At 68.9% G+C, this 21,748-nt stretch carries 19 protein-coding genes and 1 pseudogene; 8 read left to right on the top strand and 12 right to left on the bottom strand.

The window, feature by feature from the left end:
• Nucleotides 1-70 precede the first annotated feature (70 nt).
• From pdeM to ACNFIA_RS08665, 6 genes are all read right to left on the bottom strand, one after another.
• The gene (gene pdeM / locus ACNFIA_RS08640) at nucleotides 71-757 is read right to left on the bottom strand and encodes a ligase-associated DNA damage response endonuclease PdeM (RefSeq protein ID WP_416784079.1); all 687 of its coding nucleotides are present in this window, start codon (nucleotides 755-757) and stop codon (nucleotides 71-73) included.
• Complete coding sequence (locus ACNFIA_RS08645) at nucleotides 754-3,342, bottom strand: ligase-associated DNA damage response DEXH box helicase (RefSeq protein ID WP_416784081.1); 2,589 nt, start codon at nucleotides 3,340-3,342, stop codon at nucleotides 754-756. Before ACNFIA_RS08645 ends, pdeM begins: the two co-directional genes overlap by 4 nt.
• The gene (locus tag ACNFIA_RS08650; protein ID WP_416784083.1) at nucleotides 3,342-4,997 is read right to left on the bottom strand and encodes an ATP-dependent DNA ligase; all 1,656 of its coding nucleotides are present in this window, start codon (nucleotides 4,995-4,997) and stop codon (nucleotides 3,342-3,344) included. Before ACNFIA_RS08650 ends, ACNFIA_RS08645 begins: the two co-directional genes overlap by 1 nt.
• A complete protein-coding gene (locus ACNFIA_RS08655; protein ID WP_416784085.1) occupies nucleotides 4,994-6,007 on the bottom strand; it encodes a ligase-associated DNA damage response exonuclease in 1,014 nt (337 codons plus the stop codon). The genes ACNFIA_RS08650 and ACNFIA_RS08655 overlap by 4 nt, the downstream gene beginning before the upstream one ends.
• 116 nt (nucleotides 6,008-6,123) lie before the next feature.
• Nucleotides 6,124-8,139 carry a PAS domain-containing protein gene (locus tag ACNFIA_RS08660; protein WP_416784087.1) on the bottom strand — a complete coding sequence of 672 codons (2,016 nt, stop codon included), beginning with the start codon at nucleotides 8,137-8,139 and terminating at the stop codon, nucleotides 6,124-6,126.
• A gap of 132 nt (nucleotides 8,140-8,271) precedes the next feature.
• Nucleotides 8,272-10,038: a S8/S53 family peptidase gene (locus ACNFIA_RS08665; protein ID WP_416784089.1), complete on the bottom strand. Its 1,767-nt coding sequence runs from the start codon at nucleotides 10,036-10,038 to the stop codon at nucleotides 8,272-8,274.
• Nucleotides 10,039-10,256: 218 nt separating this feature from the next.
• Between ACNFIA_RS08665 and ACNFIA_RS08670 the strand changes: the two genes are divergently transcribed.
• The 3 genes from ACNFIA_RS08670 to cydB all read left to right on the top strand — a co-directional run bounded on the left by ACNFIA_RS08670 (nucleotide 10,257) and on the right by cydB (nucleotide 13,078).
• A complete protein-coding gene (locus ACNFIA_RS08670; RefSeq protein ID WP_259755586.1) occupies nucleotides 10,257-10,511 on the top strand; it encodes a hypothetical protein in 255 nt (84 codons plus the stop codon).
• 125 nt (nucleotides 10,512-10,636) lie between these two features.
• The gene (locus ACNFIA_RS08675) at nucleotides 10,637-12,067 is read left to right on the top strand and encodes a cytochrome ubiquinol oxidase subunit I (protein WP_416784091.1); all 1,431 of its coding nucleotides are present in this window, start codon (nucleotides 10,637-10,639) and stop codon (nucleotides 12,065-12,067) included.
• A 3-nt stretch (nucleotides 12,068-12,070) separates the two neighbouring features.
• On the top strand, nucleotides 12,071-13,078 hold the full coding sequence (cydB, locus tag ACNFIA_RS08680; protein ID WP_259755583.1) for a cytochrome d ubiquinol oxidase subunit II: 1,008 nt from the start codon (nucleotides 12,071-12,073) through the stop codon (nucleotides 13,076-13,078).
• Between the two features lie 63 nt (nucleotides 13,079-13,141).
• Here cydB and ACNFIA_RS08685 read toward each other — a convergent pair whose 3' ends face one another.
• Nucleotides 13,142-13,438: a DUF2061 domain-containing protein gene (locus tag ACNFIA_RS08685; protein ID WP_416784093.1), complete on the bottom strand. Its 297-nt coding sequence runs from the start codon at nucleotides 13,436-13,438 to the stop codon at nucleotides 13,142-13,144.
• The gene (locus ACNFIA_RS08690; RefSeq protein ID WP_259755581.1) at nucleotides 13,435-13,944 is read right to left on the bottom strand and encodes a ferritin-like domain-containing protein; all 510 of its coding nucleotides are present in this window, start codon (nucleotides 13,942-13,944) and stop codon (nucleotides 13,435-13,437) included. Before ACNFIA_RS08690 ends, ACNFIA_RS08685 begins: the two co-directional genes overlap by 4 nt.
• Nucleotides 13,945-14,167: 223 nt before the next feature.
• Between ACNFIA_RS08690 and ACNFIA_RS08695 the strand changes: the two genes are divergently transcribed.
• The 3 genes from ACNFIA_RS08695 (at nucleotide 14,168) to ACNFIA_RS08705 (ending at nucleotide 15,536) form a co-directional block, all read left to right on the top strand.
• A complete protein-coding gene (locus tag ACNFIA_RS08695; RefSeq protein WP_416784096.1) occupies nucleotides 14,168-15,049 on the top strand; it encodes a manganese catalase family protein in 882 nt (293 codons plus the stop codon).
• A 45-nt stretch (nucleotides 15,050-15,094) separates the two neighbouring features.
• Nucleotides 15,095-15,247 (top strand): hypothetical protein, encoded by a 153-nt coding sequence (locus ACNFIA_RS08700; RefSeq protein ID WP_416784098.1) that lies wholly within the window; start codon nucleotides 15,095-15,097, stop codon nucleotides 15,245-15,247.
• A 73-nt stretch (nucleotides 15,248-15,320) separates the two neighbouring features.
• Nucleotides 15,321-15,536, top strand: a complete 216-nt coding sequence (locus tag ACNFIA_RS08705; protein WP_259755577.1) for a hypothetical protein — start codon at nucleotides 15,321-15,323, stop codon at nucleotides 15,534-15,536.
• Between the two features lie 181 nt (nucleotides 15,537-15,717).
• Here the strand turns inward: ACNFIA_RS08705 and ACNFIA_RS08710 are convergent, their stop codons facing one another.
• Nucleotides 15,718-15,900: a DUF3606 domain-containing protein gene (locus ACNFIA_RS08710; RefSeq protein ID WP_259755576.1), complete on the bottom strand. Its 183-nt coding sequence runs from the start codon at nucleotides 15,898-15,900 to the stop codon at nucleotides 15,718-15,720.
• Nucleotides 15,901-16,279: 379 nt separating this feature from the next.
• Between ACNFIA_RS08710 and ACNFIA_RS08715 the strand changes: the two are divergent.
• Nucleotides 16,280-16,429 (top strand): annotated as a pseudogene (locus ACNFIA_RS08715) (general stress protein); the annotation flags it as partial.
• A 120-nt stretch (nucleotides 16,430-16,549) separates the two neighbouring features.
• Here the strand turns inward: ACNFIA_RS08715 and ligD are convergent.
• From ligD to ACNFIA_RS08730, 3 genes are all read right to left on the bottom strand, one after another.
• Complete coding sequence (gene ligD / locus ACNFIA_RS08720) at nucleotides 16,550-19,090, bottom strand: DNA ligase D (protein ID WP_416784100.1); 2,541 nt, start codon at nucleotides 19,088-19,090, stop codon at nucleotides 16,550-16,552.
• Between the two features lie 15 nt (nucleotides 19,091-19,105).
• Nucleotides 19,106-19,435 carry a DUF2892 domain-containing protein gene (locus tag ACNFIA_RS08725; RefSeq protein WP_416784102.1) on the bottom strand — a complete coding sequence of 110 codons (330 nt, stop codon included), beginning with the start codon at nucleotides 19,433-19,435 and terminating at the stop codon, nucleotides 19,106-19,108.
• A gap of 139 nt (nucleotides 19,436-19,574) precedes the next feature.
• Complete coding sequence (locus ACNFIA_RS08730) at nucleotides 19,575-20,264, bottom strand: GNAT family N-acetyltransferase (RefSeq protein WP_416784104.1); 690 nt, start codon at nucleotides 20,262-20,264, stop codon at nucleotides 19,575-19,577.
• A 346-nt stretch (nucleotides 20,265-20,610) separates the two neighbouring features.
• Here ACNFIA_RS08730 and ACNFIA_RS08735 point away from each other — a divergent pair, with 346 nt between their 5' ends.
• Nucleotides 20,611-21,705 carry an NAD(P)-dependent alcohol dehydrogenase gene (locus tag ACNFIA_RS08735; RefSeq protein ID WP_416784106.1) on the top strand — a complete coding sequence of 365 codons (1,095 nt, stop codon included), beginning with the start codon at nucleotides 20,611-20,613 and terminating at the stop codon, nucleotides 21,703-21,705.
• Nucleotides 21,706-21,748 lie beyond the last annotated feature (43 nt).

Raw genomic sequence — 21,748 nt, forward strand, 5'->3', positions numbered from 1 at the left:
GAAACGGCATCGCGGAACCGACTCATGGGAAAACGCCGAAGTTCAGATTATTTGCACGAAGGTGCTTGCTTCATCGCTCGTTCGGCGGGCCCGGCACCTCCCAGACGCCGCCGTCGCCCACCACGAAAATCCGCTGGTCGGCGTCAGGCTGCCAGGTCATCGCGCCGGTGAAGTGGCCGAAGGAGGGCAGCAGGCTCAGCCCGTCGCCGATCACGAAGCAGGGCAGGCGCACCTGTTGCCGGCCGCGCCCGCGCAGGACGAATGCCGGGTGCAGGTGCCCGGCCAGCACATGATGGCCGGGGCAGCGGGCGGGCTCGTGTTGCAGTGCGAAGGGGCCCAGCAGCAGCGGCTCCGCCACCACCTCGATGGCCAGCTCTCCGGGCGGGTCGCCCGCGTGCCGGTCGTGGTTGCCGCGCACCAGCGTGATGGCCAGCGACGGATGCCGGCTGCGCCACTCGGTCAGGCTGGCGAGGGTGCGCTCGGTGCGCCCCTCGCGGCTGTGCAGGAAGTCGCCGAGGAAGATCAGCCGCCGGCACGGCAGGCGCGCCAGCAGGGCGTCCAGTCGCTGCAGGTTGCCAGCGGTGGTGCCACCGGGTACCGGCTGGCCCAGTGCGCGGTAGCTGGCCGCCTTGCCGAAATGGATGTCGGCGACCATCAGCACCTGCTGCTGCGGCCACCAGATCGCCTTTTCCGCCAGCAGCCAGAGCTCGTGGCCGGCGACCTGCACGGCCCGGGAGGACGAATGCAGCGTGCTCATCGCTCAGGCCGCTGCCGGGGTGGCCGCGGCCGGCCATCCTTGGTGAGCCGGGGCCGGCGCGGCCGGGGCGGGCGGTGCTCGTTGTCCACGCTCAGCGGCACGCTCGGGTCGCCGACATAGGCACCGGGACCGGCGGCCTGTTCGAGGTCGGCGACCATCCGGCGGATGCGGTCGGCGAGCTTCTCCGAGCTCAGGCTTTCGCGGAAGCGCTCGACCAGCAACGGGAAGGCGAACGGCGTGGCGCGCCTGACGGCATGCAGATCCAGGCGCAGCGACTGCATGCGCTGCAGGGTCTGTTGCAGGCGCTGCACGTCCAGTTCCTGGCGCAGCACTTCCTGCTGGGCCTGCACCAGCAGCAGGTTGTCCGGGTCGTACTGCTTGAACACCTCGAAGAACAGGCCGCTGGAGGCCTGCAACTGGCGCGCGCTTTTCGGCGCTCCCGGGTAGCCGGTGAACACCAGCCCGGCGATCCGCGCGATCTCGCGGAAGCGCCGCCGCGCCAGCTCGCCGGCATTCAGGCTGGCGAGCACCTCCGGCAGCAGGTCCGTGCTGTCGAACAGCGCCGGGGTCAGGGCGCTGGCGAAATCCACCGGGCTGGCGCACAGCAGCTCCAGGCCGTAGTCGTTGACCGCGAGGGAGAAGCTCAGCGGCGTGTCGCGCGCCAGCCGCCAGGCGAGCAGGCTGGCCAGCCCCAGGTGCACCGAGCGCCCCGCGAACGGGTAGAGGAACAGGTGCCAGCCTTCGCGGGACTTCAGGGTTTCGGCCAGCAAGGTGGCTTTGCCTGGCAGCGCCGACCAGGCCTTCTGGGTGTCGAGCAGCGGCCGCAGCAGGCGCATCTCGGCGCTGGCGTAGCGGCCCTGGTCCGCCGCGTCGAGTTGCTCCAGCATGGCATCGGCCAGCTCGCCGGAGAGCGGCATGCGCCCGCCGTTCCAGCGCGGGATGGCGGCCTTGCGGCCGGTGGCGCGGCGCACGTAGACGGTCATGTTGTCCACCTCCACCAGCTCCAGCGTGCGGCCGGCGAAGAGGAAGGTGTCGCCGGGGCGCAGGCGGGCGATGAAGCCTTCCTCGATGCTGCCCAGCGAGCCGCCGCCGGCCTTGCCCCAGAAGCGCACCGTCAGGCTGGCGTCGCTGACGATGGTGCCGATGCTCATGCGGTGGCGCCGCGCCAGGCGCGCATCGGGCACCTGCCAGAGGCCGTCGGCGTCGGGCTCGGCGCGGCGATAGTCGGGGTAGGCGGTGAGCGAATGGCCGCCGTGGCGGATGAAGGCCAGCGCCCATTGCCATTCGCCGTCGCTCAGCGCGCGGTAGGACCAGGCGCTGCGCACCTCGGCGAGCATCGCCTCGGCGTGGAAGCCGCCGCCCAGGGCCATGCTCACCAGGTGCTGGACCAGCACGTCGAGCGGGCGCTCCGGGGCCAGCCGCGCCTCGACCTTGCCCTCGGCCACCGCCGCGCGGGCGGCGGCGGCCTCCAGCAGCTCCAGGCTGTGGGTCGGCACCAGGGTCGCCCGCGAGGCGCGCCCCGGCGCGTGGCCGGAGCGCCCGGCGCGCTGCATCAGGCGCGCCACGCCCTTGGCCGAGCCGATCTGCAGCACGCGCTCCACCGGCAGGAAGTCCACGCCCAGGTCCAGGCTGGAGGTGCACACCACCGCCTTGAGCTGGCCCTGCTTGAGCGCCAGTTCGACCCAGTCGCGCACCTCCCGCGACAGCGAGCCGTGGTGCAGGGCGAGCAGCCCGGCCCAGTCGGGGCGCGCGTCCAGCAACGCCTGGTACCAGGTTTCCGCCTGGGAGCGGGTGTTGGTGAACACCAGCGTGGTGGCGCTGCCGTCCAGCTCGTCGACCACCTGCGGCAGCATGCGCAGGCCCAGGTGCCCGGCCCAGGGGAAGCGCTCGATGCCCGGCGGCAGCAGCGTGTCGATGCGCAGGTCCTTGGCGGTCTTGCCTTGCACCAGGCGCCCGCTGGGCATCAGCACCTCGCGGGCGTGGGCCAGGTTGCCGAGGGTGGCGGACAGCCCCCACACCTGCAGTTCCGGCCGCCAGCGGCGCAGGCGGGCGAGGGCGAGCTGCAGCTGCACGCCGCGCTTGTTGCCCAGCAGTTCGTGCCATTCGTCCACCACCAGCAGGCGCAGGTGGGCGAAGGCTTCGTGTGCGTCGGCGCGGGTCAGCAGCAGGGTCAGGCTCTCGGGCGTGGTGATCAGTGCACTGGGCAGGCGGCGATCCTGGCGGGCGCGGGCGGCGCTGTCGGTGTCGCCGGTGCGCACGCCGACGCTCCAGTCGATTGCCAGGTCGTCCAGGGGCGCTTGCAGGGCACGGGCGGTGTCGGCGGCCAGCGCGCGCATGGGGGTGATCCACAGCAGCGTCAGCGGCGCCACGGCGGGCTTGCGCGACCGGGTTGCTCCGCCGGCCGGCGCCGCCTGGGCGAAGCGGTCCAGCGCGGCGAACCACACCGCATAGGTCTTGCCGGCGCCGGTGGAGGCATGCAGCAGCCCCGACTCGCCGGCCGCGACGGCGCGCCAGACCTCCTTCTGGAAAGCGAAGGGCTTCCAGCCGCGCGCGGCGAACCACTGGGCCGACGGGCGCGGCGCCATCAGAGCAGCCCCTGCAGGGTGGCCAGGGTGTCGGCGTCCTCCACCGACTTGTCGGTGCGCCAGCGCAGCATCCGCGGGAAGCGCACCGCGACGCCGCTCTTGTGGCGCTTCGACAGGGAGATGCCTTCGAAGCCCAGCTCGAACACCAGCGTGGGGGTGACGCTGCGCACCGGGCCGAACTTCTCCACCGTGGTCTTGCGGATGATCGCGTCGACCTTGCGCATCTCCTCGTCGGTCAGCCCGGAATAGGCCTTGGCGAAGGGCACCAGGACGCGCTCGCCGGGTGCGGAGTCGTCCCACACGGCGAAGGTGTAGTCGCTGTAGAGGCTGGCGCGGCGGCCATGGCCGCGCTGGGCGTAGATTAGCACGGCGTCGACGCTGAACGGGTCGATCTTCCACTTCCACCACAGGCCCAGGTCGCGGGTGCGGCCTACGCCGTAGAGGGAGTCGCGGCGCTTGAGCATCATGCCCTCGACCCCCAGCTGCCGCGACGCCTCGCGCTGGCGGGCGAGGTCCTGCCAGTCGGCGCCGTCCAGTCGCGGGGACAGGTGCAGGTGGCTGTCGCCGACCTCCGCCACCAGCTGCTCCAGGCGCGCGCGGCGCTCATCCTGGGGGCGACTGCGCCAGTCCTCGCCGCGCCACTCCAGCAGGTCGTAGGCCAGCAGGGCGGCGGGGACCTCGTCCAGCAGTTTCCTGCTCAGGGTCTTGCGGCCGATGCGTTGCTGCAGCAGGGCGAAGGGCTGGATGCCGAAGGTCGAGCCGCTGCCTGGGGCGGGTTCCTTCCACACCACCAGCTCGCCATCGAGCACGGTGCCGTCGGGCAGAGCGGCGGCCAGCGCGTCCAGTTCGGGGAAGCGCTCGGTGATCAGCTCCTCGCCGCGGGACCAGAGCCAGGCGCGGCCGTCGCGCTTGACCAGTTGGGCGCGGATGCCGTCCCACTTCCATTCCACCAGCCAGTCCTGCGCCGGGCCGAGCAGCGCGTCGAAGCGCTCCACCGGCTCCTGCAGCGGATGGGCGAGGAAGAACGGGTAGGGCTGGCCGCCGCGTTGCGCGTGCTCCTCGCCGGACTCGGCGGCGATCAGCGCCAGGTAGCGTTGCGCCGTGGGCCGGTGCGACAGGTCGGTGTAGCCGACCATGCGCTGCGCCACGCGCTTGGCTTCGACGCCCGCCAGCGCGGCGAGGGCGCGGGTCACCAGCAGCTTGGAGACGCCGACGCGGAACGCGCCGGTGAGCAGCTTGATGCTGACCATCAGGCTCTGCCGGTCCAGGCGCGCCCACAGGAGTTGCAGGCGTTCGGCCAGTTCCTCCGGCGGCAGGCCACGCAGCGGCAGCAGTTGCTCCAGCCACCAGTCCAGGCCTTCTTCGGAGGCCTGGGTGGATTCGGGCAACAGCAGCGAGATGGTTTCCGCCAGGTCGCCCACGGCCTGGTAGCTCTCCTCGAAGAGCCAGTCCGGCAGGCCCGACAGGCGCGTCGCCAGTTCGCGCAGCAGGCGCGTCGGCACCACCTGCCGGGGCCGGCCGCCGGCGAGGAAGTACGCGGCCCAGGCGGCGTCCTGCGGCGGGGCGCTGGCGAAATAGTCCTGCAGGGCGGCCAGCTTGGCGTTGCTGGAGGTCGTGGCATCGAGCCGGGCGTAGAGTTCGGCGAAGGCTTTCATGGCGCGGCCTGCTCCAGGGTGTCGTCCTCTTCGCCGTATTCGGTCTGGAAGGCGCGGGCGTTGAGGCCCTTCTCGGCCAGGTAGCGGACCAGCACGTTGACCTGGCCGTGGGTGACCATCACCCGCTCGGCGCCGCTCTGCTCGATGGCCCACAGCAGGCCCGGCCAGTCGGCGTGGTCGGAGAGCACGAAGCCGCGGTCGACGCCGCGCCGCCGGCGTGCCCCGCGCAGCAGCATCCAGCCGCTGGCGAAGGCGTCGCTGTAGTCGCCGAAGCGGCGCATCCAGGTGCTGCCGCCGGCCGAGGGCGGTGCGAGGATCAGTGCCTGGCGCAGCCGCGGATCGTTGCGCGCGATCTCCGTGGCGAACGCCGTGGGCGGGATGCGCACCCCAGCGGCGCGGTAGACCTGGTTCAACGGCTCGACCGCGCCGTGCACGAGGATCGGGCCGATGCTGGCGTCGATGCCATGGAGGATGCGCTGGGCCTTGCCGAAGGCATAGGCGAACAGCACGCTGGCGCGGCCGGCGGCGGCATTGCCGCGCCACCAGGTGTCGATGTCGGCGAACAGCTGCGCCTGGGGTTGCCAGCGGTAGATCGGCAGGCCGAAGGTCGACTCGCTGATGAAGGTGTGGCAGCGCACCGGCTCGAAGGCTGCGCAGGTGCCGTCCGGCTCGACCTTGTAGTCCCCGGAGGCGACCCACACCTGGCCGCCGTATTCCAGGCGTACCTGCGCCGAGCCGAGCACGTGGCCGGCGGGGTGGAAGCTCAGCGTCACGCCGTGGTGGTTCAGGCGCTCGCCATAGGGCAGGGTCTGCAGGTCGATGTCCTGGCCCAGCCGCGAGCGCAGGATGCCTTCGCCCGGCGCCGCCGCCAGGTAGTGGCGATTGCCCCAGCGCGCGTGGTCGCCATGGGCATGGGTGATCACCGCCCGGTCCACCGGGCGCCACGGGTCGAGGTAGAAATCGCCGGGCGGGCAGTACAGGCCCTCGGGGCGGGCGATGACCAGATCCATGCGGGCACCTTGGGCGACGAAAGGTTAATGCTGAGAGCGCCGCTGGCCAGCCGAGGTTCCTTGTTTCGCACCCGGTCGACGCCTGCCGGGCACGGGGGGACGGCACAGCGGCGGGGTTAGCGCTTCAAGGCGCGGCCGAGGGCCCTGAGCAGTTCGTTGAACGAATAGGGTTTCTTCAACAGCTCGAAGCCGTGCTGGGCCTCGCCAGCGAAGGCCTGGCTGTAGCCGCTGGTGAGCACCAGCGGCAGGTCGGGCCAGCGCTCGCCGATGATCCGCGCCAGCTCGATGCCGGTCATGCCGGGCATGACGATGTCCGACAGCACCAGGTCGATCTGCTCGCGACGCTCCTCCAGTATGCTCAGCGCCACGCCGGCGTCGCTGGCCAGGCACGCCTGGTAGCCCATGTCGTCCAGCAGGCGCACGGTGAATTCGCCGACCTGGGGATTGTCTTCCACCACCAGGATGCGCCCCTTGGACGGTTGCACCAGGGCCGTCGCCGGGTCGGCCTGGCTGGTGGCCGGGGCGCCGACCCGGGGCAGGGTGACGAGAAAGGTGCTGCCCCGGCCCGGTTCGCTGGTCACGCTCACGTCGCCGCCGGACTGACGCACGAAGCCGTAGACCTGGGACAGGCCGAGCCCCGTGCCCTTGCCGACTTCCTTGGTGGTGAAGAAGGGTTCGAAGACCCGCTCGATATCCTCCGGCGCGATGCCGTGGCCTTCGTCCGTGACCGCGATGCAGACCTGCTCGACGCTGCCGGCGCCGCCGTCTTGCAAGGGCGCCGTGGTCGCTTCCTCGAGGCTGATGGTGACCACGCCGTCGCCGTGCATGGCGTCGCGAGCATTGATGACCAGGTTCACCAGCGCGGTTTCGAACTGGTTCAGGTCCGCCTCGACGAAGTACTCGCCCGGCGGCGTGCGCACCACGATGCGAGTCCTGGGGCCCACCGTCCTGCGCAGCATGTCGGCGATCTGCTCGATGCGCTCGCCGACGGCGAACACCGCCGGCTTGAGCGCTTGCCGGCGGGCGAAGGCGAGCAGCTGGGCGGTCAGCGTGGCGGCGCGATCGGCGGTGTCGAGGATGGCATCGAGGTAGCGCTGCTGCTTGTCGGCGGGCAATGCCTTGCGCCGCAGGAGTTCCGCCGAGTTGCGGATGATCGTCAGCAGGTTGTTGAAATCGTGGGCGACGCCCCCGGTCAGTTGGCCGATGGCCTCGAGCTTCTGCATCTGCCGGACCTGCGCCTCGGCCGCCTGCAGGTCGCGGGAGCTGGCCTGGACCTTGACCTCCAGGCGCTCGTTGAAGGTGCGCAGGGTCGATTCGGCGTTGTGCCGCTCGTGCACATCCAGGGAGATGCCGTACCAGCGCAGGATGTCCCCGGTTTCCTCGTCCACGTAGGGGTTGGCCCTGGCCATGAACCAGCGGTAGTTGCCATCGCGGCCGCGCAGGCGGTGTTCGGCCTCGAAGACGCAGCCGCTGCTGCGTGCCTGGTCGAAGGCGGCCAGGGTGCTTTCCAGGTCCTCGGGGTGGATGCACGCGGCGGCGAACAGCCGGAGGTTTTCCGGCTCGCCGGCGCTGCCGAAGTACTCGCTCCAGCGCTGGTTGAAGAACACTAGGCGGCCCTCTGTGTCGGTCACCCAGACCAACTGCGGCGCAGTGTCGGCGATGGCCTTGAAGCCTGCTTCGCTTTCGCGCAGGCGTGTCACCGCGTTGTGCTTCTGGGTGACATCGGAGGCGGCGCCGAACCATTCCACGACGTTGCCGGCCGCATCGAGGATCGGCACCGCCCGCGACAGCGTCCAGCCGAGGCTGCCATCGGAGAAGCGCACCCGGTGTTCCAGCTCGAAGGTAGAGCGCTCGGCTATGGGCTTTGCAATGGCGCGCAGCACCCGGGCGCGGTCCTCCGGCTCGATGTACTTCTCGATCCAGTTCAGGTTCGGTTGCGCGGTGTCTTCGAGAAACCCCTGGCCGGTCAGCTCGCGCATTTCCTGCCAGTCCGGGCTCATGCGGTAGACCGCCGTGCTGGTGGTAGTCACCAGCGCCCGGAAGCGTACCTCGCTGTCGTGGACACTGGCGCCGGTGTCGCCGGGAAGGCGGAAGTCCACGCGGGGCGGGGCCTCCAGATTAGTCTTGGGCATGCTGATGTCCTTGCGATCTCATCGTGCCAGCAGGTGCGGGCGGACCGTTTCAAGGATGTTCAGCGTAGTTCGCTCCGCGCGGCCAGGCAGCGGCAGGTTACGAATGGATGCCGCTGCCTGCCGTGCCCCGCCTCAGCGCACCCGTTCGCGGCTCTGTACCGCCAGTTCCAGGGCCCTCTGCATGTCCAGTCGGGCGGAGCGGCCAACGTCCCGGTCATCGAGCCGGTAGTTGCGCTCCGACGGCAGGATGGGCGCGGTGAGGTCCTCGGCGTCTGTCGGTTCGAAGTCGTAGTTGTCGCCGATGCTCAGGGCGCTGCGGCGCAGCAGCATGCGCAACTGCTCGGGCTGCAGTTGCGGGTTGATCGACAGCATCGCCGCCAGCAGCCCGGCGACCATCGGCGTGGCGTAGGAGGTGCCGCAATGCACCGCGCCCGCGGCGCCGGGCTCGCGCACCGACGCATGGGTACAGGCCGACGCGGTGATGTCGACCCGCATGTCGATGTTCGACGAGCGTCGCTTGACGGCGAAACCCGGGTCGTCCACCGCCAGGCCGGCCTGCTGGCTGCGCTGGTGGCCGCCGACGACGATCAGCTGTTCGGTGATGAAGGAGGAGGGCAGGCGGTATTCGTCGGTGCCGGAAAAGGACGAGCCATTGCCCGCCGAATTCACCACCACCACGTCGGGGTGCTCTTGGCGCAGCCAGAGGAAGAACTCTTCCAGCAACTCTTCGTAGCCGCCCATGGCGATGCCCGAGCGCAGCAGCGAATCCACCTCGTCGCCCTCGACGTTCCGGGCGCCGACCCGGTGGATGCCCCAGCTCCAGTTCAGCACCCGCACGCCGTCTTCCACCAGGTTCACCGAGGCGGCGATATTGGCGGTGATACCGGCGTCGGAGTTGCGCTCGACGATGACCTCGAAGCCGCCGCCGGCCCGCTCCAGCGCCCGCAGGAAGCCGGTGTTGCCGCCATCGTCCCAGCCCGCGGCGAGAATGCCGGCCACGGTGGTGCCGTGCTGGTCGGGCCGTTCGGCGTCGCGGGCGTAGACGCAGACGCGGGGTGGCGCGCAGGCACCGGAGAAGCCGGCGAAGTCTGCCGTGTCGAAGTCGACGTCACGCTCGATCAGGCCGATGCGCACCGGTTGCGGGCGAATCGGCGCCTGGCTGGCGGGGATGCGTCGCTGGTAGTAGTTCACCGCGTCGAGGAAACGGTTGGCGGCCCATTCATCGGAGTCCTGGGCGGGTTTTTCCGGCTCGCGGCGGGCCGGCGCTTCCTCGCTCCTTTGCGCCGCCGACTCCTCGACCACCACGGCGTCCACGCTGGTTTCGCTGCCCAGGCGCAGGACGAGGGCGTCGCGCTGCACCAGGTCCTTGGCCGGCAAGCGCAGCTGGTAGAGATTCAAGGGGGCGATGCTGCCCACTACCTCGGCGCCATACTTGTGCGCCAGCCGCTGCGCTTCGCGCAGGCCGTCGTGGTTTTCCTCGATCAGCAGGCTGACCAGTTCCACGTAGGTGGTCAGGCCGTCCTGGTTCTTCGCCACCTCGTCCGGGCCCGCCGCCAGCACGTGGCTGTTGCGCAGGGTCAGCCAGGCGGCGTTGCTCGCGCGGGCGCCATCTTCCAGCCAGAGCGGGCCGCTGCGCTGCCGGGCGCTGTTCAGGCGGATGCGCAGCTGGTCGGCGTCGCGGCGGATGTCCTGGTCCGCCAGCGGGCGGCCGTCGAGCAGGACGCGCGGCAGGGCCGCGCCGAGGCCGCGCACCGTCAGGCACCAGTCCTGCTGCTGTGCATCCAGCAGGTCGCCGCAGCGCTTGAGCGATGCCAGGCGCAGGGGTTCCTCGGCGCTGGCGAGGGGGCTGGCGAGCAGTGTCGGCAGCAGCGTGGCGAGCAGAAGGGGATGTGATCGCATGGCCGGCATTCCGTGGCGGGATTCCTGCGTTTCGGACTGCCGGGCGCGCCGATTCGTTCAGGACGAATGCGCCGCCGGCCGTCCCGGCGCGCCCTGGCAGCGGGGCTGGAGCAGCGGCGGGAAACTGGACTATGTTGTTTCTGCCCACTCGATAGGCGGCCTGCTGGCCGTTCTGCTCAGGGCATGACTGTGAGGTGAGCAAGCCATCGAGGTTAGCCGTGAACGACTCGGACAAAGAGCTGAAGGAAGCAGCAGTCGCTGCCTTTCTCTTGCTGGTGCCGGCGCTGGCCCAGGAAATCGAACGCACCATCCCGCTGGGATCGACTCCCGCTGAACGGCATCTGCACCGCCAGCGCAAAGGCTGGGCGGAGCTGTGCGAGTCAGCGCAGCGGACGGACATCGACCCGCTGGAGTTCGCCCGCCAGGTGGTGGTGCTCTACCAGCAGGAGCGGCGAAGGTCACGGCTCAATTGAGGACGCGGCGGGCAACCCGTCGTCATTTCGCCTGAACATTTGCCCGGGCCCTGATTCTTAGCGGAATACGGCCTGGCCGGTGGACCTGCCGGCCAGCAACCTGCCTGTCATCGATGAGGCGCGCGATGAATCTGGAAACGCTGGACCTGGCGCGGCTGCAGTTCGCCTTCACCGTGTCCTTTCACATCCTCTTCCCGGCGATCACCATCGGCCTGGCCAGCTACCTTGCCGTGCTCGAAGGCCTGTGGCTGCGCCGCAAGGAGGAGGTCTACCGCGACCTCTATCACTTCTGGTCGAAGATCTTCGCGGTGAACTTCGGCATGGGCGTGGTCTCGGGGCTGGTGATGGCCTACCAGTTCGGTACCAACTGGAGCGGTTTCTCCGCCTTCGCCGGGAGTATCACCGGGCCGCTGCTGACCTACGAGGTGCTCACCGCGTTCTTCCTCGAGGCGGGTTTTCTCGGCGTGATGCTGTTCGGCTGGCACAAGGTCGGGCCGGGGCTGCACTTCTTCGCCACGCTGATGGTGGCTATCGGCACGCTGGTGTCGACCTTCTGGATCCTTGCCTCCAACAGCTGGATGCACACGCCGCAGGGCCACGAGATCGTCGATGGCCGGGTGATCCCGGCCGACTGGCTGGCGGTGATCTTCAATCCGTCGTTTCCCTACCGCCTGGTGCACATGAGCATCGCGGCGTTCCTCGCCACGGCGTTCTTCGTCGGCGCCTCCGGCGCCTGGCACCTGCTGCGCGGCCGCAACACGCCGGCGGTGCGCACGATGTTCTCCATGGCGATGTGGATGGCGCTGCTGGTGGCACCGGTGCAACTGCTGGTGGGCGATGCCCATGGCCTGAACACGCTGCAGCACCAGCCCGCGAAGATCGCCGCCATCGAAGGGCACTGGGACAACGCCGAGGGCGGGCCGACGCCGCTGATCCTGGTGGGCTGGCCCGACATGCAGCGCGAGGAGACCCGCTTCAAGGTGGAGGTGCCGGTGCTGGGCAGCCTGATCCTGCGGCACAGCACCACCGAGGCGATCCCGGCGCTGAAGGAGTTCGCCGCGCAGGACCGGCCCAACTCCACGGTGATCTTCTGGACCTTCCGCCTGATGGTCGGGCTGGGCCTGCTGATGATCGTCGTCGGCCTGTGCAGCCTCTGGCTGCGCTGGCGCGGGCGGTTGTACGACAGCCGGCCGTTCCTGCACCTGGTGCTGTGGATGGGGCCGTCCGGCCTGGTGGCGCTGCTGGCGGGCTGGGTGACCACGGAGATGGGCCGCCAGCCCTGGGTCGTCTATGGGCTGATGCGTACCCGCGACGCGGTTGCGCCACACGGCGCGGCGCAGCTCACTCTTACATTGCTGTTGTTCGTGGTGGTGTACTTCACCGTGTTCGGCGTGGGCTTCGCCTACCTGCTGCGCCTGGTGCGCAAGGGCCCGCAGACCGCCGAGGGCAGGGCGCCGGCCCAGGGCGGCGCGGGCCAGCAGAGCACGGCCGCGCGGCCGCTGTCGGCGGCGGGCGATCCGGACAACGACACCTCAACCGACAACAGGGGGAGCTGAACCATGGGCATCGACCTTCCGCTGATCTGGGCCGTGATCATCATCTTCAGCGTGATGATGTACGTGGTGATGGACGGCTTCGACCTGGGGATCGGCATCCTCTATCCGTTCTTCCCCGACACCGCCGACCGCGACGTGATGATGAACACCGTCGCGCCGGTGTGGGATGGTAACGAGACCTGGCTGGTGCTGGGTGGCGCTGGGCTGTTCGGCGCCTTTCCGCTGGCCTATTCGGTGGTGCTGCCGGCGCTCTACCTGCCGCTGATCATCATGCTGGTGGGCCTGGTCTTCCGTGGGGTGGCGTTCGAGTTCCGCTTCAAGGCGCGGGCGCAGAAGCGACACCTGTGGGACCTGTCCTTCATCGTCGGCTCGGTGGTGGCGACCTTCTGCCAGGGCGTGGTGCTGGGCACCTTCATCGATGGCCTGGAAGTGCGCGACGGCCGTTTCGCCGGCGGCTCGTTCGAGTGGCTGGCCGCCTTCCCGCTGTTCTGTGGCGCGGGGCTGGTGATCGCCTATGCCTTGCTCGGCTGCACCTGGCTGATCCTCAAGACCGAAGGCCCGCTGCAGGCGCGCATGCACGACCTGGCGCGGCCGCTGGCGCTGGTGCTGCTGGCAGTGATCGGCATCGTCAGCCTGTGGACGCCGCTGACCCACCCGGCCATCGCCGCGCGCTGGTTCAGCGTGCCGAACGTGTTCTGGCTGTCGCCCGTGCCGGTGCTCGTGCTGCTGTGCTTCTGGCGGCTGCTGCGCTCGGTGGCCAACGACGACAACGCGCGGCCCTTCGTGCTCACCCTGGCGCTGATCTTCCTCGGCTATGCGGGCCTGGGCATCAGCCTCTGGCCGCACATCGTGCCGCCCTCGGTGACTCTCTGGGAGGCCTCCGCGCCGCCGCAGAGCCAGGGCTTCATGCTGGTGGGCGCGCTGTTCATCATCCCCTTCATCCTCGGCTACACCGCCTGGAGCTACTACGTGTTCCGCGGCAAGACCACGGTCGACAGCGGCTATCACTGAAACGCCAGCGCTGGGCCGCAGGGAAAGGCGGGGCCCGCAGGCCCCGTGGTGATGATGTAGGCATCAGGCGGACTCGTCGTGCGGGTCGTCACCGGACAGCAGATTGCCGTGCCCCAGGCCCACCTCCTGCTCCGGCGTCACGCCGAAGCGGCTCCAGACGCGCTCATGGAAGTAGAACGCGACGGTATTGCAGGCCGGCTCGACCAGGGCGATCAATCCGCCGGTCAGCGCTGAGCCGGTGAGCAGGTAGGCGACGCAGAAGGCGATGGAGAAGTGCAGGACCGCGAAGGTGCAGGTCTTGAGCAGGGGCGCCGGCTTCTTCGCGGGGCCACAGCACGCCGTGAACAGGCGTGAATTCATCGCTTGGCCTCGTCCGCGTCGACGTGGTCGCGCGCCAGGTACGCGCGGGTGATTTCCGGCAGGTGCTCGCGCAGCCAGTCGGCCATGGCGACCTCCTGCGGCAGGATCTGTTTCAGCGCCGCCTCGGTGGCGCTGTCGCCCACTTCCTGGGCGGCGGCGATCAGCACGGTGTAGGCGGCGATTTCCATGTTCTCGAACACGTAGCCACTCATGGCGCCTTTCACCACCTCGTCGCTCACCGTCATGCCGCCGACCGCCTGCCCGAACGCCATGAGCTTGCCGCCCAGGTCCTTGAGCGTCGACGGGCTGCTGCCCAGGCGCTCCAGGCAGCCTTCGATCAGGCGCTGCTGCCCGCGGGTTTCCTCCAGGTGCTGGTCGATGCGGGTTTTCAGCTGCGGGTAATGCTCCAGCCGGCCGGACTGCGCCTCGAGCATCTTCTCGGCCTGCTGTTCCATGGCGTGGGCGTCGCGCAGCCAGTCCAGCAGGTTGTCTTTTTTGCTTGTCATGGTGAGGTTCTCCTCGGGTGGGTTGTGCCTGCTGTGAGTGGCACGAAATCACCTCGTTCAGTTTTCCTCGCCGATGGCCAGGTAAGCGCAACGCCAAGCGCAGCGGGCGTTTGCGAGAAGTTATGAACTATCGTCGCCGGGATTTTTCCACCCATCGGGCGCCAGGAAAGGTCCCCGTTTCGCCTACCCAGGGAAGCCCGCAAGACGACTGGAGGAATCATCCATGTTCGTGCACAACAAGCGACTGCAATACACGGTCAGGGTGGCAGCGCCCGACCCTGGCCTTGCCAACCTGCTGCTGGAGCAGTTCGGCGGCCCGCAGGGAGAACTCGCCGCCGCGATGCGCTACTTCACGCAAGGCCTGGCCGAGTGCGACCCCGGTCGCAAGGACCTGCTGATGGACATCGCCACGGAGGAGCTGAGCCACCTGGAGATCATCGGCTCCATCGTCGGCATGCTGAACAAGGGCGCCAAGGGCCGCCTGGCCGAAGGCGTGGACCAGGAAGCCGAGCTGTACCGCTCCCTCACCGGGGCCGGCAACGACTCGCACATCACCTCGATCCTCTATGGCGGCGGGCCGGCGCTGGTGAATTCCGGCGGCGTGCCCTGGACGGCGGCGTACATCGACACCATCGGCGAGCCCACGGCGGACCTGCGCTCGAACATCGCCGCCGAGGCGCGGGCGAAGATGATCTACGAGCGCCTGATCAACGTCACCGACGACCCCGGCATCAAGGATGCGCTGACCTTCCTGATGACCCGCGAGCTGGCTCACCAGCAGTCCTTCGAGAAGGCGCTGCATGCCATCCAGCCGAACTTCCCGCAGGGCAAGTTGCCGGGGATGGCGGAGTTCACCAACCGCTACTTCAACCTGTCGCAGGGGGAGGGCGACACGCGAGGGCCATGGAACGAAGGCGACGACTGGGAGTACATCGAGTCGCCGGAACCTGCCGTGGACGGCGGCGATGGCAGCGCCACGGTGCAGCTGTCGGAGGAGGACAGCGAACTGCTCCAGCAGATGCAGGATCGCACCCGCTCGGACCCCATGGCCGACCCCGTCACCGGTGCCGACCTGGGGTCGGGGCTGGTGCCCAAGCAACCCTGAGCCAAGGCGGCCGCTGGTTTCCAGCGGCCGCCTGCGGAGATGACCATGTCCCCTGAACGCAACCCGACGCCGGCGCCACGCCCGGCGGAACGTCCGCAGCCGCGGAAGATGCCCGACCGCGAAGACCAATCCACCACGCCGCAGCGGCCCTTCGATGTGTCGCGGCCGCTGTCGCGCAACCTGTTGCATCCGGGCTAGCCGCCCGGTGCACCGGCTGCGCATCCCTTCACCCGGGCCGCCCAGCGGCGGCCCCGCACCGCGAGGCACCCCCATGACCACGCCCGCCTATGTCATCAGCTACATTCTCGACAACCAGCCCATGAGCACGGTGCTGCATCAGGAGGAGCTGACCCTGGACGATGCACGGCGCTACGTGCAGTCCCTGCACAGCACGCTGGACCCGTCGCGCATCACCGATATCCAGCTCAGCCGTAACCAGCGCAGCCAGGAGCGCGACACCACGCCGGGGCACTATCGTCAGCCGTGAATGTGTCAGCCGTGAAAGGCGCAGCGGGCGGCTTGTCGTCCGCTGCCTGAAAGATTCCGTCGCCGCATGGGCCAACCCGCCGCCATGATGCCGGGCAGACCCACGCGACGACGGAAACCTCTTGATCAGCTCGTCGTCCCGGGGCCGGGGGCGCGGCTGACCCTGTTATTCCGTTGCAGCGCTACTGCGGGTGGCGCAGCAGCCATTGGCGCACGGCCTCGGTGGAGACGCCGACGGCATGCACGGCCTCGCGCAGGCGCTGCTCGCTGACACCGAAGGCCTCGGCCCAGTAACGCCGCTCGTAGTCTTCGTTGAGGTTGATCCGCGACGCGTCGGCGGGGCCGCGAATGTCGGGGTTGTCCATGGTGGTGACCTCCTGAAGGCAGGCGAAACGGGGTGTCGCTACCGGCGCGTCGGGCTCGCTTCTGCGCTAGCCAACGCTACTGGAGCAATGCAGCAAGGGGCAGGCCAACCCCGGGACGCCGCAAACCCCCATCGCGTCGTTCGCCTGCAGGGACATTTGCACGCTGGGGCGCTGGATGCCGTGCATTCTGCGACGCTGGAAAACCCAAGCGAGGCAGCTAGCTCGCGGGTTGCGGCGATCCGTTCGTCGTCCTCTGGCAATCGGTTTGAACATCGGCGCCGGCCGTTTTTCAGACCCCCTGTAAGGCATCGAATTCTCGACCTTGCATCATCATTCACTGCCCAACGAGGTACTGAAAATGACGACCAACAAAAACCCCGGCAACTTTGCAAACGACAAGGAAAAGGCCAGCGAAGCAGGGAAGAAGGGTGGCCAGAACAGCGGCGGCAACTTCGCCAACGACCGTGAGAAGGCGTCCGAAGCAGGCCGCAAAGGTGGCCAGCACAGCCACGGTGGCGGCCGCAGCTAACGCTGTGCGCTGACCTCTGGGCCGGGCGTGCGCCCGGCTGCAGAGGTGCTCGCGGTGGTGCCCGGCTTGCGGCCGGGTCATCACCGCTGGCGTTTTGCTCCAGTGCGTCGTGCCAGCGATTCACTCCATGCCCAACTGCCGGCGCATTTTCGCGGTGATGGTCTGCCGGGTCTTGCCGTAGCCCGCCCAGGGGTCTTCCCCGAGTTCGTCCAGACGTTGTACGACGTTGCGCAGCGTCCATTGCGCCGCCCCCTTGATCTGCTGAACCTCCTCCCGACCGATCGGCACCGACACCGGCAGGTGCTCCCGCGCCCTGACGGCGTAGGCGCAGGCGGTCGTCGCCCCCTGGCTGTTGCGCAGGTAGTCGATGAAGATCCGCCCGATGCGATTCTTCGGCCCGGAAACCGCAGAGAAACGCTCCGGCATCAGCCGCGCCATGTGCTGCACGATGCGCTTGCTGAAGGCCTTGACGCTCTCCCAGTCATCCTTGGGCCGCAGCGGCACGACGATGTGGATGCCCTTGCCGCCGCTGGTCTTGAGGAACGCGGTCAGGCCCAGTTCGTCGAGCAGCGCGAGGGTCAGCTGGGTGGCCTCGACCATGGTCTTCCACGGCAGCGCCGGGTCCGGGTCGAGATCGAGGATGAAGCGATCCGGCCGCGCCAGGTCGGCCGCCGTGGCGTTCCAGGTGTGCAGTTCCAGCGCGCTCATCTGCACCGCGCCGATCAATGCTTCGAGGTGATTGATCAGCATCACCGGTTGCCCCGCATGCTCCTTGCCGAGGCTCTCGATGCCGGGGATGGCCAGGCTGGCGGGGTTCTTCTGGAAGAACAGCTCGCCGGCGATGCCTTCGGGCGCGCGCACCAACGCCACCGGGCGCTGCGCGAGGTGCGGCAGCAACCAGGGCGCGATCGCGGCGTAGTATTCGGCCAGCTGCATCTTGGTCGTGCCGCTGCTGGCGTCGATGACGCGGCCGGCGTGGGTGATGCGGATCTGCTCCGCGGCCGGCGCCGTTTGCCCGGGCGCGGCGACGGTCTTCGCCCGGCGGGCGGGCCGCGCCGGTCGTTCATGGACGATGGCGCTGGCCGGCTTGTCGTCCCGCAGGCCATGGAACACCGAATGGCGAATGATGCCGTCGCGGGTCATCTGCGCGTAGGCGACCTCGGCGAGCAACTGTGGCCGCAGCCACTGCACGCCCCGGGCATCCACGCCGGTGGGCGGGTTGGCCACCGGTGGCCGTTTGACCTGGAGCGGTTTCAACTGCTCGTGGATGCGGCGCAGCGAGTGCTCGTTGAAGCCGGTACCGACCTTGCCGGCGTAGCGCAGTTCGCCGCTGTCGGCGTCGTGCAGGGCCAGCAGCAGGGCGCCGAAGGCCGCGCGGCTGCCGCGCGGGGCGGAGAAACCCACCACCACGAATTCCTGGCGGTGCTGGCACTTGAGCTTGATCCAGTCGTCGCTGCGGCGTGACAGGTACAGGCTGCCGGCACGCTTGCCGATCAGCCCTTCCAGGCGCATCTGGCAGGCGCTGTGGAGGATGGCCTGGGCGGATTCGTCGAAATCCTCGGAGAAGCGCAGCGCTTCGTCCTGGTTGTTCTGCAGTACGGCGCGCAGGGCGGCGCGCCGTTGTTCGAGGGCGACCCGGCGCAGGTCCATGCCGTTGAGGTGCATCAGGTCGAAGAGGTAGTAGACGATGCTGTCGCTGCGGTTGGCGTCGAAGGCGTTCTGCAGGGCCTGGAAATCCGGGCGGCCATCCTCGCCGGGCACCACCACTTCGCCGTCCAGCCAGGCGTTGTCCAGCCCCAGCGCTTCCAGGGCGCGAACCTGGCCGGGCATGCGCTCGGTCCAGTCGTGGCCGTTGCGGGTAAACAGCCGCACCGTGCCGGCCTCCACGCGGGCGAGGATGCGGTAGCCGTCGAACTTGATTTCATAACGCCAGTCGCCGTCCGGCGCCGACTCCACCAGGCTCGCCAGTTCGGGCTTGATCAGCGCGGGCAACTCGCTCTTGCGCGCGCCCTGCAGGGGCTGCGCCGCGTTTTTTCGACGCGTAGGGGGCACGGTAGGGGCGCTCGCCGTGCCCGCTTCCGCCGTCTTCCGCCGACGCCGTGGCACGATGGTGCGCTCGCTCAGCACACTGTCGGGCAGCGCCTTGACGATGTCGTAGTCGGCTTCGTCGCGGGCGGCGGCGTCCTGGCTCTTGATCAGGAACCATTGCTCCTTGGCGCCGGCCATGTGGGTGCGCACCAGGTTCCACACGCCGCTGAGCTTTTCCCCCTGCAGCTCGAACTTCAGGCGGCCCTTGCGATAGGTCGCCGCCGCATCGCCGATGGGCAGCCAGATGCCGCGATCCCAGACGATGACATCGCCGGCGCCGTAGTGGCCTTCGGGGATGTGCCCCTCGAAGGCGGCGTAGTCCAGCGGATGGTCCTCGACGTGGACGGCCAGGCGCTTCACCTTCGGGTCCAGACAGGGGCCTTTGGGAATGGCCCAGCTCTTCAGGGTCCCGTCCAGTTCCAGGCGGAAGTCATAGTGCAGCCGCGTGGCGTCGTGCTTCTGCACGCAGAACTGCAGGGCATGTTCGAGGGGTTTGCCGGAGCGCCTGCCGCTGGGCTCCGGCGTAGCGTCGAAGTCACGCTTGCGGTTGTACTCCTGCAGCGACTTCTTCATCCGCGAGCGACCGCATCAGGGCGAGATCGGATCGCTGGCGGGAAACGTCTCCTCCAGGGCGTGGTCGATGCGCGACTCGGAAACCGACGCGTCGGCGATGCCCGGTGACGGCGCCACCGCAGCGGCGGCCGGGTGGTCCTGGTGGGACAGCACCTCGGGATCGGCCGGCGTGATCGCCGCCTTCATCGCACAGTGCCCGGTGAACCCGCGCTTGGCGGCCAGTACGCCGGCGGCCGCGCCCATCCAGCCGCTGATGCCGCCGCGGCGAATACCCATGCCGATGGCCGCCAGGCCCAGTGCGATCGAGGTGGCTCGTTCGAAGCCGCTCAGGTTTTGCTCTGCCATGTCGTTCTCCAGTGTGCTTGGGCTTTGAAGCTTGGAAACTCTGAAGTTTGGAAGCCTCGGGCACGGGAGCGTTCAACCCGTTTGCAGGGTGCGGATGGATGGCAGGGCGGGTGGCGATGAAGGGAGCGAGCGGCGTGGGTCAGTGAATCGTCGGCACGCGCTGTTTCACCAGCTCCTGCGCCTGCCAGGTCATCTGGTTGAGCAGGCGGTCGCGCTTCTTCTCCGCCTCGCGCATGGCCTTGCTGCCGTTCTGCTTGACCAGGTAGGTGTGGATCTGTCGCACCTCCTTGGACTGGTAGATCGGCGCCAGGTCCTGCACCGCGACCAGGCCATCGGAGCGGTGGTCGCGGGTGTTCAGCAGGACGTGCGGACCCTGCGCCGCCAGCACCCGGAAGCCCAGCGCCTCGAACACCGGCACCTTGCCCGCGGCGCAGGCCAGCTCGGCGTGGGGGCGGTGCTCGGTCATCCTGCGCAGCAGGGCGCGGGCGATGCCCTGGCGGCGGTGGCTGGTCTGAACGGCGAGGTAGGCCAGGGTGCAGGCCTCGGCGTCGTCAGCGCTGGGCAGGTAGAGGGCGAAGCCCAGGACGCGGGACGGGTCTTCATCGTCCAGCGCGAGGATCAGCCGCGCGCCGCTCGGCGAGGCACCGTCCATGGCCTGCAGGTACAGGTGCACCTCGTAGCCGATCACGTACTGGTATAACTGGAACAGCGGATTGCTCGGCGTCAGGGGCACCGGGCTGACGTCGCTGAAGTAGTCCACCACCATCTGCAGCACCTGGCTCTTCAGGGATTCGGGGGGCGACGTGTCGAGGGTGGCAAGGGTGAACATCTACGGCGGGCTCCGGGCTTGTCGATCCGGGCGGATCGACACGGCCGCCATTGTAACCGCTGCGGGGGGCGCGAAGGATTCCAGCACCACCCGACGCACGTACCTTGTTTTCCCGCCATCGGGGTCAATGCTCTACCGGGCTGCCAGCCATCCCGGCGGCGCCGCCGTCGGTGAGAGGCGGTCGGCAGGCCGATGCCGAGTTTCCCGGCGCTTGATATGCATCAACGGGCATTCGCCTCGGCCGAGCACACTGGATCGAATCGGCCCAGGGGCGAGCACGCGCTGTCAGCTGTGCCGCCTCCGGCCAGGTTCATCCATGGCGCACCCCAAGCAAGGAGAAAGAACGATGGCAATGATGAAAGCGGCGATCTTCGTGGAACCGGGCCGCATCGAACTGGCGGACAAACCCATCCCGGAAATCGGTCCCAACGACGCGCTGATCCGCATCACCACCACCACCATCTGCGGCACCGACGTGCACATCCTCAAGGGCGAGTACCCGGTGGCCAAGGGGCTTACCGTCGGCCACGAACCGGTCGGCGTGATCGAGAAGCTCGGCAGCGCCGTGAAGGGCTACCGCGAAGGCCAGCGGGTGATCGCCGGGGCGATCTGCCCGAACTTCAACTCCTACGCCGCGCAGGATGGCGTGCCGTCCCAGGATGGCAGCTACCTGATCGAGAGCGGCCGCTGCGCCTGCCATGGCTACAAGGCCACCGCCGGCTGGCGCTTCGGCAACCTGATCGACGGTACCCAGGCCGAGTACGTGCTGGTGCCGGATGCCGAGGGCAACCTCGCGCCGATTCCCGACAGCCTGACCGACGAGCAGGTGCTGATGTGCCCGGACATCATGTCCACCGGCTTCAAGGGCGCGGAGAACGCCAACATCCGCATCGGCGACACCGTGGTCGTCTTCGCCCAGGGCCCCATCGGCCTGTGCGCCACCGCCGGCGCCCGCCTGCTGGGCGCTTCGACCATCATCGCGGTGGATGGCAACGCGCACCGGCTGGACATCTCCCGCAGCATGGGCGCCGACGTCACGCTGGACTTCACCCAGTGCGACGTGGTGGAGGAGGTGATGAAGCTCACCGGTGGCCGTGGCGCCGATTCGTCCATCGAATGCCTGGGCCTGCCGAGTACCTTCGAGCAGGCGATGAAGGTGCTCAAGCCCGGTGGCACGCTGTCGAGCCTGGGCGTGTACTCCAGCGACGTGAAGATACCGCTGGCCGCCTTCGCCGCCGGCCTGGGCGACCACAAGATCAACACGGCACTCTGCCCCGGCGGCAAGGAGCGCATGCGCCGGCTGATGAGCATCATCGAGTCGAACCGCGCCGACTTCGGCTCGCTGGTCACGCACCACTATGCGCTGGACAACATCGTCGAGGCCTACGACCTGTTCGCCCACCAGCGCGACGGGGTGCTGAAGGTCGCCATCAAGCCGTAAGGCGGGAAGGGGACGGCCGCCTGCCTGCGGCGGTTGTCCCCGT

This window comes from Pseudomonas sp. NY15437, from assembly GCF_048068435.1.
GTDB lineage: Bacteria > Pseudomonadota > Gammaproteobacteria > Pseudomonadales > Pseudomonadaceae > Pseudomonas > Pseudomonas nitroreducens_B.

Coding starts and splice junctions, on each gene's coding strand:
- ACNFIA_RS08665 (WP_416784089.1), bottom strand. CDS start 10,038: ATGCGATCACATCCCCTTCTGCTCGCCACGCTGCTGCCGACACTGCTC.
- ACNFIA_RS08655 (WP_416784085.1), bottom strand. CDS start 6,007: ATGGATCTGGTCATCGCCCGCCCCGAGGGCCTGTACTGCCCGCCCGGC.
- ACNFIA_RS08675 (WP_416784091.1), top strand. CDS start 10,637: ATGAATCTGGAAACGCTGGACCTGGCGCGGCTGCAGTTCGCCTTCACC.
- ACNFIA_RS08650 (WP_416784083.1), bottom strand. CDS start 4,997: ATGAAAGCCTTCGCCGAACTCTACGCCCGGCTCGATGCCACGACCTCC.
- cydB (WP_259755583.1), top strand. CDS start 12,071: ATGGGCATCGACCTTCCGCTGATCTGGGCCGTGATCATCATCTTCAGC.
- ACNFIA_RS08695 (WP_416784096.1), top strand. CDS start 14,168: ATGTTCGTGCACAACAAGCGACTGCAATACACGGTCAGGGTGGCAGCG.
- pdeM (WP_416784079.1), bottom strand. CDS start 757: ATGAGCACGCTGCATTCGTCCTCCCGGGCCGTGCAGGTCGCCGGCCAC.
- ACNFIA_RS08730 (WP_416784104.1), bottom strand. CDS start 20,264: ATGTTCACCCTTGCCACCCTCGACACGTCGCCCCCCGAATCCCTGAAG.
- ligD (WP_416784100.1), bottom strand. CDS start 19,090: ATGAAGAAGTCGCTGCAGGAGTACAACCGCAAGCGTGACTTCGACGCT.
- ACNFIA_RS08725 (WP_416784102.1), bottom strand. CDS start 19,435: ATGGCAGAGCAAAACCTGAGCGGCTTCGAACGAGCCACCTCGATCGCA.
- ACNFIA_RS08705 (WP_259755577.1), top strand. CDS start 15,321: ATGACCACGCCCGCCTATGTCATCAGCTACATTCTCGACAACCAGCCC.
- ACNFIA_RS08690 (WP_259755581.1), bottom strand. CDS start 13,944: ATGACAAGCAAAAAAGACAACCTGCTGGACTGGCTGCGCGACGCCCAC.
- ACNFIA_RS08685 (WP_416784093.1), bottom strand. CDS start 13,438: ATGAATTCACGCCTGTTCACGGCGTGCTGTGGCCCCGCGAAGAAGCCG.
- ACNFIA_RS08645 (WP_416784081.1), bottom strand. CDS start 3,342: ATGGCGCCGCGCCCGTCGGCCCAGTGGTTCGCCGCGCGCGGCTGGAAG.
- ACNFIA_RS08700 (WP_416784098.1), top strand. CDS start 15,095: ATGTCCCCTGAACGCAACCCGACGCCGGCGCCACGCCCGGCGGAACGT.
- ACNFIA_RS08735 (WP_416784106.1), top strand. CDS start 20,611: ATGGCAATGATGAAAGCGGCGATCTTCGTGGAACCGGGCCGCATCGAA.
- ACNFIA_RS08710 (WP_259755576.1), bottom strand. CDS start 15,900: ATGGACAACCCCGACATTCGCGGCCCCGCCGACGCGTCGCGGATCAAC.
- ACNFIA_RS08660 (WP_416784087.1), bottom strand. CDS start 8,139: ATGCCCAAGACTAATCTGGAGGCCCCGCCCCGCGTGGACTTCCGCCTT.